Here is a 15,050-nt window from a genome sequence, read left to right on the forward strand (position 1 = left end):
GCTATGGATGAAGGTTTAAGATTCGCTATCAGAGAAGGTGGAAGAACTGTAGGTTCAGGAGTTGTTACTTCTATAATAGAATAGTAGATTAATTACTTCATATATAAAGGGCTGGGTTAGTTTACCTAGTCCTTTACCAAGCTAATATTATTGACATAATATCGCTTTTATGATAGAGTGTTTAAGTAATTAACGAATTAGGTAACACAATATCATATATACTTATATAATTATTTGGATAAACTGGAGGTGCAGACTGTGAGAGTAAAAGTAACATTAGCATGCACAGAGTGTAAGCAAAGAAATTACAACACAATGAAAAATAAGAAAAACAACCCAGACAGAATGGAAATGAATAAATATTGCAGATTCTGTAAAAAACACACACAACACAAAGAAACTAAATAGTTCGCTTTAGAGTAATGACACGTACTCGCAATAGTTAAGGATGTGAAGTAATGGCTATTAAAGAAAATGTAAATATTAATACTAAAACTTCTGAAAAAAGAGGGCTTTCTAAGTTTTTTAGAGAACTTAAGGCAGAGGTTAAAAGAATAACTTGGCCTTCTAAAGATGACACAAAAAAAGCGTTAATTGCAGTAGGCGTAGTCGTACTAATATATATAATATTAGTTGGCGGGTTAGATTATATTTTTACAAACCTCTTTAAATTGATTTTTAAACTATAATAAAGGAGGTTTAGGTGAGTTTCTCATCTATAGTAAATATGAGTGAAAGAGCTAGATGGTATGTAGTACACACATATTCAGGTTACGAAAATAAGGTTAAAGCAAATATTGAAAAGACCGTAGAAAATAGAAATCTTGAAAATCTACTTCTTGATATACAAGTTCCTATGGAAGAAGTTATCGAAGAAAGAGATGGTAAACAAAAGGTTTCTTTAAAGAAAAAGTTCCCAGGATATGTGTTAATAAAAATGCTTATGACTGATGAGTCATGGTATGTGGTTAGAAATACTAGAGGTGTAACAGGATTTGTTGGCCCAGGTTCTAAACCAGTACCTCTTACTGATGAAGAAGTTGAATCAATGGGTGTTGTAGAAATGCCTATAGATATAGACTTAGAAGTAGGAGAAAGTGTAAGAGTTATCTCAGGACCGCTAAGAGAATTCGTAGCGATAATTCAAGAGATAAGTGTTGAAAAACACAAGATAAAAGCTTTAATAGATATGTTCGGCAGAGAAACGTTAGCTGAACTAGATTTTAACCAAGTTGAGAAATTAGTTTAGTATTAAAAATATAAAACTAATGTTTTTAATTAAGTGGGAGGACAAAAAGTCCGTATTACCACAGTATAGGAGGAATAGTAAATGGCTAAGAAAGTAACAGGAATGATTAAATTACAACTTCCTGCAGGTAAGGCAACACCAGCACCACCAGTAGGTCCAGCATTAGGACAACACGGTGTAAACATTATGGGATTCTGTAAGGAGTTTAACGCAAAGACTGCTAATCAAGCTGGATTAATAATACCAGTTGTTATAACAGTATACCAAGATAGATCTTTTAGTTTTATCTTAAAGACTCCTCCAGCTGCAGTTCTAATTAAGAAAGAATTAGGATTAGAAAGCGGTTCAGGAGTTCCTAACAGAACAAAAGTTGGAACATTAACAAAGGATCAAGTTAGAAAGATCGCTGAATTAAAAATGCCAGACTTAAATGCTGCTACAATCGAAACTGCAATGAGCATGATCGAAGGTACTGCTAGAAGTATGGGTGTTACAATCGCAGAGTAATTCTGATTTTTTATTAAGTGGGAGGTAAAAACCGCTAAAACCACGAAGGAGGCATAACAATGGGAAAGAAATATATTGAAAGTTCAAAATTAGTTGATAAGAACGTTTTATATACACCAGCTGAAGCTTTAGATTTAGCTGTAAAAACTGCAAAAGCTAAATTCGATGAAACTATCGAATTACACGTTAGATTAGGGGTAGACCCAAGACACGCTGACCAACAAGTTAGAGGAGCTGTTGTTCTTCCAAACGGAACTGGTAAAAGCGTTAAAGTATTAGTATTTGCTAAAGGTGCAAAAGCTACAGAAGCACAAGAAGCTGGAGCAGATTTCGTTGGAGCTGAAGAATTAGTTCAAAAGATCCAAGGTGAAAACTGGTTTGACTACGATGTAGTAGTTGCTACTCCAGATATGATGGGTGTAGTTGGTAGATTAGGTAGAGTATTAGGACCTAAGGGATTAATGCCAAACCCAAAATCAGGAACAGTAACATTTGATGTAGCTAAAGCTATAGCTGATATCAAAGCAGGTAAGGTTGAATATAGAGTTGATAAAACTGCTATCGTTCACTGCCCAATCGGAAAGAAATCATTTGGTGTTGAAAAGTTACAAGAAAACTTCCACGCTTTAATGGATGCATTAGTTAAGGCTAAACCAGCTGCTGCTAAGGGACAATACGTTAAATCTGTATCAGTTTCAAGCACAATGGGACCTGGAGCTAAGATTAATCCAACAAAAGTTTTAGATTAATATTGACATAGTGAAATTAACATAGTATAATAAATTTCGTTGTGAAAAAAGAGAATACTGTTTCCGTAGACAGTAGGTGCCGTAAGGTTTAAAGTAATCGCCTGCCTAGGATAACTAGATAAGTGATTATTTATTTGGTCTTCCTGTGTCTATGGGAAGACCTTTCTTAATATATATTACAGTTAATAACTGTGAGGAGGTGGACACACAGTGATAAAGAAGAACAGACAAATCAAAGAAGCTAAAGTAGCTGAGATTAAAGAAAAGTTAGAAAAAGCTCAAGGTGTAGCATTAGCTAGTTACCAAGGTTTAACAGTTGAAGAAGATACAATGTTAAGAAAGAGCTTAAGAGAAGCTGGTGTTGAATATAAAGTTTACAAAAACACATTAGTAACATTAGCTGCTAACGAATTAGGTTTAGGTGATTTAGTTCAATACTTAGAAGGACCAGTTTCAATAGCTTTCGGTTACGAAGATGCTACTGCTCCTGCAAGAGTATTAAATGATTTTGCTAAAGATCATAAGAAGTTAGAATTAAAAGCAGGTGTTGTTGACGGTATTGTTTATGACAAGGCTGGAGTTGAAAAACTTGCAACAATCCCATCAAAAGAAGTTCTTATTGCAAAACTTCTTGGAAGCTTCAAAGCTCCATTATCAAACCTTGCATACTTATTAAATGCAATTAAAGAAAAAAAAGAATCAGAGTCAGCTGAATAATAAACTGATAAAAATTTTGGAGGTGCAATTAAAATGACAAGAGAAGAAATCATTCAAGCTATAAAAGAAATGACTGTTTTAGAATTAAACGAATTAGTAACTGCTTGCGAAGAGGAGTTTGGTGTTAGCGCTGCTGCTCCAGTTGCTGTTGCTGGTGGAGCTGTTGCAGGTGCTGCAGCTGAAGAAAAGACTGAGTTTGACGTAGTATTATCAAATGCTGGTGCAAACAAGATCAAAGTTATCAAAGTTGTTAGAGAAATAACTGGATTAGGATTAAAGGAAGCTAAAGAAATAGTTGACGGAGCTCCTAAGACATTAAAAGAAGCTGTTTCTAAAGAAGAAGCTGAAGACATGAAAGCTAAATTAGCTGAAGTTGGAGCTGAAGTAGAAGTTAAGTAATTTCTTAACTTAATATAAAAAGGTGCTTTATAGCACCTTTTTTAATGCCCAAATCATGAAAAAATTGAAAATTTAGAATGAGAAATATTTTTTTGAGAATACTATTATATTAATGGAGTGTAAATAATATACAAAAGTGTTGACAAAAAAAATAGGGTATGTTACTATCATAAAATGTACTATTCATTATGGATAATTATATATTCTTGCGAAAATGAGTATAATCAAGTATAAAAATGGTTATACTATAACGTGATGCTCTCCGAAAGTATATGTCCTTAGGGAAATTATGCTTTTGGTTATTTTACTTTAAACAAGGGGTGAAAATTCATGGTACATCCTGTCCAAGTCGGAAAAAGAACTAGAATGAGCTTTGCTAAGGTTAAAGATGTAACCGAAATGCCAAACTTAATCGAGGTACAATTAGATTCTTATGAGTGGTTTTTGAGAGAAGGATTATTAGAAGTTTTTGACGATGTTAATCCTATTTCAAATTTCACAGGAAATCTTGTACTAGAGTTTGTAGATTACAAACTTGATATGGATAATATTAAGTATTCAGTGGAGGAGTGTAAGGAAAGAGATTGTACTTATGCAGCACCATTGAAGGTGTCAGTAAGACTGACAAACAATGAAACAGGAGAAATAAAAGAACAAGAAGTGTTTATGGGAGACTTCCCACTAATGACTGAACAAGGTACTTTTATAATTAATGGGGCTGAGAGAGTTATCGTAAGCCAATTAGTTAGATCTCCAGGTGTATACTATAGTAATACTGTTGATAAAAGTGGTAAAAAATTATTTTCATCAACTGTTATTCCTAACAGAGGTGCGTGGTTAGAATACGAAACAGATTCTAATGATGTTATTTATGTTAGAATTGACAAGACAAGAAAACTACCAATTACAATATTAGCTAGAGCTATGGGTTATGGAAGTGACCAAGAGCTTTTAGATTATTTTGGTGAAGAAGAAAGATTCAAAGCGACTATTGAAAAAGACAACACTAAGACTAAAGAGGAAGCTTTACTTGAAATCTATAAGAGATTAAGACCAGGTGAACCACCTACAGTTGATAGTGCGGTTTCATTAATTGACTCTTTATTCTTTGATGCTAAAAGATATGATTTATCAAGAGTAGGTAGATACAAATTTAATAAGAAATTAGCTATTAATCTTAGATTAATTAATCAAATTGCAGCTGCTGATATAATAAATCCTTCAACTGGAGAAATAATGGTTGAACAAGGAGAAAAAATAAGCAGAACAATGGCTTCTAACATTCAAAGTGCAGGAATTAACTCTGTTGACATTTTAGTAGAAGATAAAGTGTTAAGAGTAATAGGTAACCACTTTGTTGATTTAGAAAAAGTTGTATCATTTGATGTAAGTGATTTAAACATAAGAGAAGCTGTCCATTACCCTACTTTAATGGAAATTCTTGACAATTATGATGATGAACAATCTATCAAAGAAGAAATCAAAAAGAACATAACTAGATTAATACCTAAACATATTATAAGAGATGATATATTTGCAACTATAAGTTATGAATTAGGATTAGCTTATGGAGTTGGATATACTGATGATATAGACCATTTAGGTAATAGAAGATTAAGATCTGTTGGTGAGTTATTACAAAACCAATTCAGAATTGGTTTATCAAGAATGGAAAGAGTAGTTAAAGAAAGAATGACTATTCAAGATCAAGAAGCAATTACTCCTCAAATGTTAATAAACATTAGACCAGTAGCTGCTGCGATAAAAGAATTCTTTGGTAGCTCTCAATTATCACAATTCATGGATCAAACTAATCCATTATCAGAATTAACACATAAGAGAAGATTATCTGCTTTAGGACCAGGAGGTCTTTCAAGAGAAAGAGCTGGTTTCGAAGTAAGAGACGTTCACCATTCACATTATGGTAGAATGTGTCCTATAGAAACTCCAGAAGGACCAAATATAGGGTTAATCAACTCATTAGCAACATATGCTAAAGTTAATGAATATGGATTCATTGAAACTCCATATAGAATTGTTGATAAAGAAACTGGAATAGTTACAGATGAAATCAGATACTTTACTGCTGATGAAGAAGATTTATACTTAATTGCACAAGCTAAAGAACCTATAGGTGAAGATGGAAGATTCGTTGACAGTAGAGTTACTGTTAGACATAAGCATGATATTTTACAAGTTAATGCTAAAGACGTAGATTTAATTGACGTTTCACCAAGACAAATAGTTTCAGTTGCTACTGCAATGATACCTTTCCTTGAAAATGACGACGCATCAAGAGCACTTATGGGAGCGAACATGCAACGTCAAGCAGTTCCACTATTAAAGCCTCAAGCTCCAATAGTAGGTACAGGAATTGAATATAGAGCAGCAGCAGATTCAGGAGTATTACCTAAAGCTAAAAACTCAGGTACAGTTGTATATGTTAGTTCATCTGAAATCAGAGTTAAGAGAGATCTTGATGGAGGAATAGACACATACAAATTACTTAAATTCAAGAGAAGTAACCCAGGTACTTGTATAAATCAAAGACCTTTAGTAGATAAGGGTGAAATTGTATTTAAGAACCAAGTATTAGCTGATGGTCCAGCAACTGACCTAGGAGAAATCGCATTAGGAAAGAATATCAGAATGGGATTCATTACTTGGGAAGGTTACAACTATGAGGATGCTATGCTTATCTCTGAAGAATTAGTAAGAGAAGATGTATTTACTTCTATCCATATTGAAGAATATGAATGTGAAGCTAGAGATACTAAGCTAGGACCAGAAGAAATAACAAGAGATATTCCTAATGTTAGTGAAGATGCTCTTAAAGATATAGATGAAAGAGGAATAATCAGAATCGGTGCTGAAGTTAGATCAGGAGATGTACTTGTAGGTAAAGTTACACCTAAGGGAGAAACTGAATTAACAGCTGAGGAAAGATTATTAAGAGCTATATTTGGAGAAAAAGCAAGAGAAGTTAGAGATACTTCATTAAGAGTACCACATGGAGAAGCTGGTATTATCGTTGACGTAAAAGTATTTACAAGAGAAAACGGTGATGACTTAAATCCAGGTGTTAACGAACTTGTAAGATGTTATATAGCTCAAAAGAGAAAAATATCTGTTGGAGATAAGATGGCCGGTCGTCATGGTAACAAAGGGGTTATTTCTAGAGTTTTACCAGAAGAAGATATGCCATTCTTACCAGATGGTAGACCACTACAAATTTGTTTAAATCCACTAGGGGTTCCATCACGTATGAATATCGGTCAGGTATTAGAAGTTCACTTAGGTTGGGCTGCAAGTGCATTAGGATGGCACATTGCAACACCTGTATTTGATGGTGCAACAGAAAAGAATATAGAAGATTGCTTAGAAAAAGCAGGATACAACGCAAACGGAAAGACTGTATTATATGATGGAAGAACTGGAGAACCATTTGATAATGAAGTTACAGTTGGTATAATGTATATCTTAAAGCTTGCTCACTTAGTTGATGATAAGATCCATGCTAGATCTACAGGTCCATACTCACTAGTTACTCAACAACCACTTGGAGGTAAAGCTCAATTTGGTGGTCAAAGATTTGGGGAAATGGAAGTTTGGGCACTAGAAGCATACGGTGCAGCTCATACATTACAAGAAATCTTAACAGTTAAGTCAGATGACGTTGTAGGAAGAGTTAAGACTTATGAAGCTATAGTTAAGGGTGAAAATATCCCTGAACCAGGAGTTCCAGAATCATTCAAGGTTCTTATTAAAGAACTTCAAGCTTTATGCTTAGATGTTAAAGTATTAAACGAAGATAACGAAGAAGTTAAATTAAAAGAATTCTCTGATGATGATTCAGAGGAATTAGAAGTAAATATCGAAGGAACTGAAGAACTTGTTACAGAACAAGTGGCAGGAGACGATAGTTATACAACTAATGATGAAGAAATCGATGAAGATATTGATTATGAATCATTTACTTTAGAAGGTTTTCATGAAGAAGAATTAGAATTAGATGATTTCGTTAATGACGAACACTAAAATTGAAGGGAGGATATACCCTTGTTTGAATTGAACAATTTTGATGCAATACAAATCGGCTTAGCTTCTCCAAGCCAAATTAGAGAATGGTCTAGAGGTGAAGTTAAGAAGCCAGAAACAATTAATTATAGAACTTTAAAACCAGAAAGAGATGGTCTATTCTGTGAAAGAATATTTGGACCTATGAAAGACTGGGAATGTCATTGTGGTAAATATAAGAGAGTTAGATATAAGGGAATTGTTTGTGACAGATGTGGAGTTGAAGTTACAAAAGCTAAAGTAAGAAGAGAAAGAATGGGGCACATTGAGTTAGCTGCCCCAGTATCTCACATTTGGTACTTTAAAGGAATTCCTTCAAGAATGGGATTACTTTTAGATATGTCACCAAGAGCTTTAGAAAAAGTTTTATACTTTGCTTCATATGTGGTTATTGACCCTAAAGAAACTTCACTTTTAAAGAAACAACTTTTAAGTGAAAAAGAATATAGAGAAGCTGTGGATAAGTTTGGTGAAGAAAGCTTCGTAGCTGGAATGGGTGCTGAAGCAGTTCAAGAAATCCTTGGAGAAATAGACTTAGAAACAACTTCTAGAGAATTAAAAGAAGAATTAAAGACTAGTAGTGGTCAAAAGAAAGTTAGAATTATAAGAAGATTAGAAGTTGTAGAATCTTTTAGAAAATCAGGAAATGATCCAAGATGGATGGTTATAAATGTAATTCCTGTAATTCCACCTGATTTAAGACCTATGGTTCAATTAGATGGAGGAAGATTCGCTACATCTGACTTAAATGATTTATATAGAAGAGTAATCAATAGAAATAACAGATTAAAGAAGCTTTTAGATTTAGGAGCTCCAGATATAATTGTTAGAAATGAAAAAAGAATGCTTCAAGAAGCAGTTGATGCTCTAATTGATAATGGTAGAAGAGGAAGACCAGTTACTGGACCAGGTAATAGACCTTTAAAATCATTATCTGATATGTTAAAAGGTAAGCAAGGTAGATTTAGACAAAACTTACTTGGTAAGAGAGTTGACTATTCTGGTAGATCAGTTATCGTTGTTGGACCAGAATTAAAGATGTACCAATGTGGTTTACCAAAAGAAATGGCATTAGAATTATTTAAGCCTTTCGTAATGAAAAAATTAGTTGAAGATGGAGTAGCTCATAACATAAAGAGTGCTAAGAGAATGGTTGAAAGAGTTAACGAACAAGTATGGGATATACTTGAAGAAGTTATCACAGATCATCCAGTTTTACTTAACAGAGCGCCTACTCTACATAGACTAGGAATTCAAGCCTTCCAACCTGTATTAGTTGAAGGTAGAGCAATAAAACTTCACCCATTAGTATGTACAGCGTATAATGCTGACTTCGATGGAGACCAAATGGCGGTTCACGTTCCATTATCAGTTGAAGCTCAAGCAGAAGCTAGATTCTTAATGCTTGCAGCAGGAAACATAATGAAACCTTCAGATGGTAAACCAGTTTGTGTTCCTACACAAGATATGGTTCTAGGTTCATATTACTTAACTATGGATAAAGAAAACGCTAAGGGCGAAGGAATGTATTTTGCAAATGTAGATGAAGCAATAATGGCTTATAATGTAGGCGAAATTGCTGTTCATGCTGCAATTAATGTAAGAATGCATAAAGTAGTAGATGGAGTAGAAAAATCAGGAATAATTAAGACTACTGTAGGTAAGATTATATTCAATGAATCTATTCCTCAAGATTTAGGATATGTAGATAGAACAAATCCAGAAACAGAATTTGATCTTGAAGTTGATTTCTTAATCACTAAGAAAACTTTAGGAAAATTAATAGATAAGTGTTACATTAAACACGGACCTACTAATACATCTATAATGTTAGATAAAATAAAAGCATTAGGATACCATTACTCATCTATCGGAGCTGTAACAGTTGCTGCATCAGATATGATAGTACCTGAAGCTAAGTATGAACTACTTAAGGAAGCTGAAGAAACAGTTGAAAAAGTAGAAAAGATGTATAAGAGAGGTTTCATATCTGAAGATGAAAGATATGAAAAAGTTATTGAAAAATGGAGTAAGACAACAGAAGATGTTGCCAATGCATTAATGGATAGCTTGGATAAATTCAACCCAATATTCATGATGGCTGATTCAGGAGCCAGAGGATCTAAGGCTCAGATAAAACAATTAGCTGGTATGAGAGGACTTATGGCCGCTCCATCAGGTAAGATTATCGAATTACCAATCAAGGCTTCATTCAGAGAAGGTCTTGACGTATTAGAATACTTCATATCAACACACGGTGCTAGAAAGGGTAATGCCGATACAGCACTTAAGACTGCCGATTCAGGTTACTTAACAAGAAGACTTGTTGACGTATCACAAGACGTTATCGTAAGAGAAGAAGATTGTGGTACTGATAGAGGATTAATCGTATCTGAAATCAAAGAAGGTAACGAAGTAATCGAAGGATTAGCAGAAAGATTATATGGAAGATATACTGCAGAGGATGTTTATGATCCAGAAAGCGGTGAATTATTATTAGGAAAAGATCAATATATTGAATCTCATATGGCTGATAGAATTACAGCAGCAGGAGTTAAGAAGGTTAAAATAAGATCTGTATTTACTTGTAACTGTAAAGTAGGTGTTTGTGCTAAGTGTTATGGTATGAACATGGCTACAGCTCAAAAGATCAATATAGGAGAAGCTGTTGGTATAATTGCAGCTCAATCAATCGGTGAACCTGGTACTCAGCTTACAATGAGAACATTCCATACTGGTGGGGTTGCTACTGGTGCGGATATCACTCAAGGTCTTCCTAGAGTTGAAGAATTATTTGAAGCTAGAAAACCTAAGGGTCTTGCAATAGTTTCTGAAATTGCAGGTACTGTAAGAGTAGAAGAAACTAAGAAGAAGAAAACTGTGTTTGTAATGGCTGCTGACGGTGAAGAACGTAGCTATGACATTCCATTTGGTTCAAGATTAAGAGTATCTGATAATGATGTTATTGAAGCCGGAGATGAAATTACAGAAGGTTCAGTTAACCCACATGATATTATGAATATTAAAGGTGTTGAAGGAGCTAGAAGATATTTACTTTCAGAAGTTCAAAAGGTTTATAGACTACAAGGGGTTGATATCAACGATAAGCACTTAGAAGTAGTTGTTAGACAAATGACAAGAAAAGTAAAAGTTTCTGATTCAGGAGATACAGATTTATTACCAGGTACTATGATAGATATGTTTGATTTTGAAGAAGAAAATGCTAGAGTAAGAGAGTTTGGTGGAGAAGAAGCTAAGGGAGAAATGGCTTTATTAGGTATAACAAAAGCTGCCCTTGCAACTGATAGTTTCTTATCAGCAGCTTCATTCCAAGAAACAACTAGAGTACTTACAGAAGCAGCAATAAAAGGAAAAATAGATCCATTAATAGGATTGAAAGAAAATGTTATTATAGGTAAGTTAATTCCAGCTGGTACTGGTATGATGAGATATAGATCTGTTAAGCTAGATGTACCAACAGAAGAATTAGAAGAAGATAATATTGATACAATAGAATAATACAATGCAATTTTATTGACATGTGTATGCTTAAATGATAAAATACCAATTGTGTGATTTAAAGCTACACTACAGTATGATTGTCTACATGATTTATGGAGGCATCCTGTATAGCATGCCTCTATGATCTTTAATTAAGGAGGGGGATTCATGTTAGACAGAATTGTAGTAAAAAAGGTTATTGGAATAAAACAGTGTACTAAATTGATTAAAAACAACGAGGGAAAAGTTTTATATGTAGCTAAAGATGCAAATGCTAAGTTGATATCTCCAATAATTCAACTTGCAAAAGAGAAAAACATTGAGATTGTAGAAGTATCTACAATGAAAGAACTTGGGAAGATAGGCGGGATTGATGTTAATTCATCAGCGATATTGACCCTAGAATAATAAATTAGTGTTTATCTTATTTTATATAGATAAATAAATTTCAGGAGGTGAAGAAATGCCAACTATAAGCCAATTAGTAAGAAAAGGTAGAAAGACTGTTGTTAATAAATCAACAGCACCAGCACTAAACGAGTGTCCACAAAGAAGAGGAGTTTGTACAGTTGTTAAAACTACTACTCCAAAGAAGCCTAACTCAGCGTTAAGAAAAATTGCGAGAGTAAGACTTACAAATGGATTCGAAGTAACTGCTTACATCGGTGGTGTAGGTCACAACTTACAAGAGCACAGCGTTGTTCTTATAAGAGGTGGTAGAGTTAAGGACCTTCCTGGTGTTAGATACCATATCGTAAGAGGAGCACTTGACTGTGCTGGAGTAGCTAACAGATTACAAGGAAGATCAAAATACGGTGCTAAGAAGCCAAAAGCAAAATAGTTTTCTAAACTAAGACAGTGCTTATCTTCGGCATTTACATAGACTAGAAATTTTACATAAGTTTATATAGATGTAAGAAGCGAAGCACTTTACGGTAAGTTTACTTACCGAGTACCTATGAATTAAATTTAAAATTGTTAAGGAGGGAAGAAAAGTGCCAAGAAAAGGATTTATCGCAAAAAGAGATGTATTACCAGATCCAATGTACAACTCAAAAGTTGTTACTAAGTTAATAAACAACGTAATGGAAGATGGTAAAAAAGGAGTAGCACAAAAGATTTGCTACGAAGCGTTTGAAATTATGGCGCAAAAAACAGGCAAAGATGCTTTAGAAGTATTCGAAGAAGCTATGAACAATGTTATGCCTTTATTAGAAGTTAAAGCTAGAAGAATAGGTGGTGCTAACTACCAAGTTCCAATCGAAGTTAGACCTGAGAGAAGACAAACTTTAGGTATCAGATGGATTTTAGCTGCTGCTAGAAAAAGAGGCGAAAAAGTTATGGCTCAAAGATTAGCTGGAGAATTATTAGATGCAGCTAACAATACTGGAGCTGCTGTTAAGAAGAGAGAAGATACTCACAAAATGGCAGAAGCAAACAAAGCATTCGCTCACTACAGATACTAATATTACAAAAACTGTTTTGGCTTATGCCAAAACAGTTTTGTCGAATATAAAATTACTCATTGAGAGGAGGACATAAAATGGCTAGAAAATATCCATTAGAGAAATTCCGTAACTTCGGAATAATGGCTCACATTGATGCTGGTAAAACAACAACAACTGAGCGTATATTATTCTATACAGGAAAGAGCCACAAAATAGGAGAAGTTCATGAAGGTGCTGCTACAATGGACTGGATGGTTCAAGAACAAGAAAGAGGTATAACAATTACTTCTGCAGCAACAACTTGTTTCTGGGAAGGTCATGAATTAAACATCATCGATACTCCAGGACACGTAGATTTTACAGTTGAAGTTGAAAGATCATTAAGAGTTCTTGATGGAGCTGTTACAGTTCTAGACGCTAAGAGTGGGGTTGAACCACAAACTGAAACTGTTTGGAGACAGGCAGATAAGTACGGTGTTCCAAGAATGATTTATGTTAATAAGATGGATGCTACAGGAGCTGATTTCTTCAGATGTGTTAACACTGTTAGAGATAGATTAAAAGCTAATGCAGTTCCAATACAAATACCAGTAGGTGCTGAAGCTGATTTCAAAGGTATGATAGACTTAATATCTAATCACGCTATCATCACTTATGATGATTTAGGTAAAGATGTAAGAATTGAAGAAATTCCTGCAGAATTAGCTGATCAAGCTGAAGAATACAGAATGGCTATGATTGAAGCAATCGCTGAAACTGATGAAGCGTTAATGGAAAAATACCTTGAAGGTGAAGAATTAACTGAAGAAGAGTTACACGCTGCTTTAAGAAAAGCTACTATAGCTAATGAAATAGTTCCATGTATCTGTGGTTCTTCATACAAAAACAAAGGGGTTCAAGAAATGATCAACGGTGTTGTTGCTTACTTACCATCACCATTAGACATTCCTGCAATCCAAGGTCAAACTTTAGAAGGTGAAGAAGATTCAAGAGAAGCTTCAGATGAAGCTCCAATGTCAGCTTTAGCATTCAAGATTGCTACTGACCCATTCGTTGGAAAGCTTGCATTCACAAGAATATACTCAGGTATAATGAACAGTGGTTCATATGTTCTTAACTCAACTAAGGGTAAGAAAGAAAGAATCGGAAGACTTGTTAAAATGCACTCTAACACTAGAGAAGAAGTTGAGTCATTAGAAGCAGGTGAATTAGGAGCAATCATCGGATTAAAGAACACTACTACTGGTGATACTTTATGTGATGAAAACGCACCAATCATACTTGAATCAATGGAATTCCCAGAACCAGTTATTTCTGTAGCTATCGAGCCAAAGACAAAAGCTGGTCAAGAAAAGATGGGATTAGCTTTATCTAAGTTAGCTGAAGAAGATCCAACTTTCAAAACTTGGACTGATCAAGAAACTGGTCAAACAATCATCGCTGGTATGGGTGAATTACACTTAGATATCATCGTTGATAGATTACAAAGAGAATTCAAGGTTGAATGTAACGTTGGAGCTCCTCAAGTTGCGTACAAAGAAACTATCAGATCAGCTGTTAAAGCTGAAGCTAAGTACGCTAAGCAATCAGGTGGTAAGGGTCAATACGGTCATGCTGTAATTGAAATGGAACCAACTGATGGTGAATACAGCTTTGAAAATGCTATCGTTGGGGGAGCTATTCCAAGAGAATATATTCCTGCTATCGACGCTGGTATCCAAGAAGCTGCTAAGAACGGTATAATAGCTGGATACGAAGTTATTAACTTCAAAGTTAAGTTAGTACACGGTTCTTACCACGAAGTCGATTCATCAGAAATGGCATTCAAGATTGCTGGTTCTATGGCATTCAAGAACGCTATGCAAAAAGCAAGCCCAGTATTACTTGAACCAATGATGAAGGTTGAAGTAACTGTACCAGAAGAGTACATGGGAGATGTTATCGGCGATATCAACTCAAGAAGAGGTAGAATGGAAGGTATGGAAGCAGTTAACGGAGCTCAAGTTATAAGAGCATACGTGCCACTAGCTGAAATGTTTGGATATGCTACAGCTTTAAGATCTAGATCTCAAGGTAGAGGTAACTACTCAATGGTATTCGATCACTATGAAGAAGTACCAAAGAGCATTCAAGAAGAAGTTGCTGGTAAAAGAGCAAAATAATTTGTAATAATTTTTTGTAACATTATCCATAATATATTTATGGGTAGTGTTGCAGAAGTTAATATATATAAAAAATAATTTAAATTTATAATAAAAAACAATTATTGAATTTTAATGTAAATTTAAAGTTCACATAATATGGTTTCCATAAAGGAGGATTTTCAAAATGGCAAAGCAAAAGTTCGAAAGAAGTAAACCACACGTAAATATCGGAACAATCGGTCACGTAGACCACGGTAAG

At 34.5% G+C, this 15,050-nt stretch carries 14 protein-coding genes and 1 other annotated feature; all 14 genes read left to right on the top strand.

The genetic code is table 11. The annotated features are described in order from the left end of the window. Positions 1 to 84 (top strand): EF-Tu C-terminal domain-related protein (locus ABUA17_RS17140; protein ID WP_476580457.1); only part of this gene is annotated, 84 nt, incomplete at its 5' end. Positions 85 to 258: 174 nt separating this feature from the next. Continuing rightward, positions 259 to 408, top strand: a complete 150-nt coding sequence (gene rpmG, locus ABUA17_RS17145) for a 50S ribosomal protein L33 (protein WP_042402281.1) — start codon at positions 259 to 261, stop codon at positions 406 to 408. Positions 409 to 458: 50 nt separating this feature from the next. Next, on the top strand, positions 459 to 689 hold the full coding sequence (gene secE / locus ABUA17_RS17150; RefSeq protein ID WP_042402286.1) for a preprotein translocase subunit SecE: 231 nt from the start codon (positions 459 to 461) through the stop codon (positions 687 to 689). Between the two features lie 38 nt (positions 690 to 727). Next, a complete protein-coding gene (gene nusG / locus ABUA17_RS17155; protein ID WP_055277881.1) occupies positions 728 to 1,249 on the top strand; it encodes a transcription termination/antitermination protein NusG in 522 nt (173 codons plus the stop codon). Positions 1,250 to 1,330: 81 nt separating this feature from the next. Beyond that, the gene (gene rplK, locus ABUA17_RS17160; protein WP_042402288.1) at positions 1,331 to 1,756 is read left to right on the top strand and encodes a 50S ribosomal protein L11; all 426 of its coding nucleotides are present in this window, start codon (positions 1,331 to 1,333) and stop codon (positions 1,754 to 1,756) included. A 59-nt stretch (positions 1,757 to 1,815) separates the two neighbouring features. Next, entirely contained in the window at positions 1,816 to 2,505 is a 690-nt protein-coding gene (rplA, locus tag ABUA17_RS17165) for a 50S ribosomal protein L1 (RefSeq protein ID WP_042402291.1), read from the top strand. 45 nt (positions 2,506 to 2,550) lie between these two features. Further along, positions 2,551 to 2,682, top strand: a sequence feature (ribosomal protein L10 leader region). Between the two features lie 36 nt (positions 2,683 to 2,718). Then, on the top strand, positions 2,719 to 3,222 hold the full coding sequence (gene rplJ / locus ABUA17_RS17170) for a 50S ribosomal protein L10 (RefSeq protein WP_042402315.1): 504 nt from the start codon (positions 2,719 to 2,721) through the stop codon (positions 3,220 to 3,222). 33 nt (positions 3,223 to 3,255) lie between these two features. Further along, positions 3,256 to 3,621, top strand: a complete 366-nt coding sequence (rplL, locus tag ABUA17_RS17175) for a 50S ribosomal protein L7/L12 (protein ID WP_042402292.1) — start codon at positions 3,256 to 3,258, stop codon at positions 3,619 to 3,621. Positions 3,622 to 3,951: 330 nt separating this feature from the next. Beyond that, complete coding sequence (gene rpoB / locus ABUA17_RS17180) at positions 3,952 to 7,659, top strand: DNA-directed RNA polymerase subunit beta (protein ID WP_055277880.1); 3,708 nt, start codon at positions 3,952 to 3,954, stop codon at positions 7,657 to 7,659. A gap of 21 nt (positions 7,660 to 7,680) precedes the next feature. Then, positions 7,681 to 11,217: a DNA-directed RNA polymerase subunit beta' gene (rpoC, locus tag ABUA17_RS17185; RefSeq protein WP_042402296.1), complete on the top strand. Its 3,537-nt coding sequence runs from the start codon at positions 7,681 to 7,683 to the stop codon at positions 11,215 to 11,217. 150 nt (positions 11,218 to 11,367) lie between these two features. Next, positions 11,368 to 11,607: a ribosomal L7Ae/L30e/S12e/Gadd45 family protein gene (locus ABUA17_RS17190; protein WP_042402297.1), complete on the top strand. Its 240-nt coding sequence runs from the start codon at positions 11,368 to 11,370 to the stop codon at positions 11,605 to 11,607. 55 nt (positions 11,608 to 11,662) lie between these two features. Then, positions 11,663 to 12,040, top strand: a complete 378-nt coding sequence (gene rpsL, locus ABUA17_RS17195) for a 30S ribosomal protein S12 (protein WP_042402301.1) — start codon at positions 11,663 to 11,665, stop codon at positions 12,038 to 12,040. A gap of 154 nt (positions 12,041 to 12,194) precedes the next feature. Next, positions 12,195 to 12,665, top strand: a complete 471-nt coding sequence (gene rpsG / locus ABUA17_RS17200) for a 30S ribosomal protein S7 (protein ID WP_005212828.1) — start codon at positions 12,195 to 12,197, stop codon at positions 12,663 to 12,665. A 77-nt stretch (positions 12,666 to 12,742) separates the two neighbouring features. Continuing rightward, on the top strand, positions 12,743 to 14,809 hold the full coding sequence (fusA, locus tag ABUA17_RS17205) for an elongation factor G (protein WP_042402308.1): 2,067 nt from the start codon (positions 12,743 to 12,745) through the stop codon (positions 14,807 to 14,809). Positions 14,810 to 15,050 lie beyond the last annotated feature (241 nt).

The sequence above is a fragment of the Clostridium sp. RTP31139st1_H3_RTP31139_211217 genome (genome assembly GCF_040227035.1).
Taxonomy (GTDB): domain Bacteria; phylum Bacillota; class Clostridia; order Clostridiales; family Clostridiaceae; genus Clostridium; species Clostridium saudiense.

What these genes read in the sequence shown, in the direction of transcription:
- secE (WP_042402286.1), top strand. Translation starts at nt 459, where the DNA reads ATGGCTATTAAAGAAAATGTAAATATTAATACTAAAACTTCTGAAAAA.
- nusG (WP_055277881.1), top strand. Translation starts at nt 728, where the DNA reads ATGAGTGAAAGAGCTAGATGGTATGTAGTACACACATATTCAGGTTAC.
- rplK (WP_042402288.1), top strand. Translation starts at nt 1,331, where the DNA reads ATGGCTAAGAAAGTAACAGGAATGATTAAATTACAACTTCCTGCAGGT.
- rplA (WP_042402291.1), top strand. Translation starts at nt 1,816, where the DNA reads ATGGGAAAGAAATATATTGAAAGTTCAAAATTAGTTGATAAGAACGTT.
- rplL (WP_042402292.1), top strand. Translation starts at nt 3,256, where the DNA reads ATGACAAGAGAAGAAATCATTCAAGCTATAAAAGAAATGACTGTTTTA.
- rpoB (WP_055277880.1), top strand. Translation starts at nt 3,952, where the DNA reads ATGGTACATCCTGTCCAAGTCGGAAAAAGAACTAGAATGAGCTTTGCT.
- ABUA17_RS17190 (WP_042402297.1), top strand. Translation starts at nt 11,368, where the DNA reads ATGTTAGACAGAATTGTAGTAAAAAAGGTTATTGGAATAAAACAGTGT.
- rpsL (WP_042402301.1), top strand. Translation starts at nt 11,663, where the DNA reads ATGCCAACTATAAGCCAATTAGTAAGAAAAGGTAGAAAGACTGTTGTT.
- fusA (WP_042402308.1), top strand. Translation starts at nt 12,743, where the DNA reads ATGGCTAGAAAATATCCATTAGAGAAATTCCGTAACTTCGGAATAATG.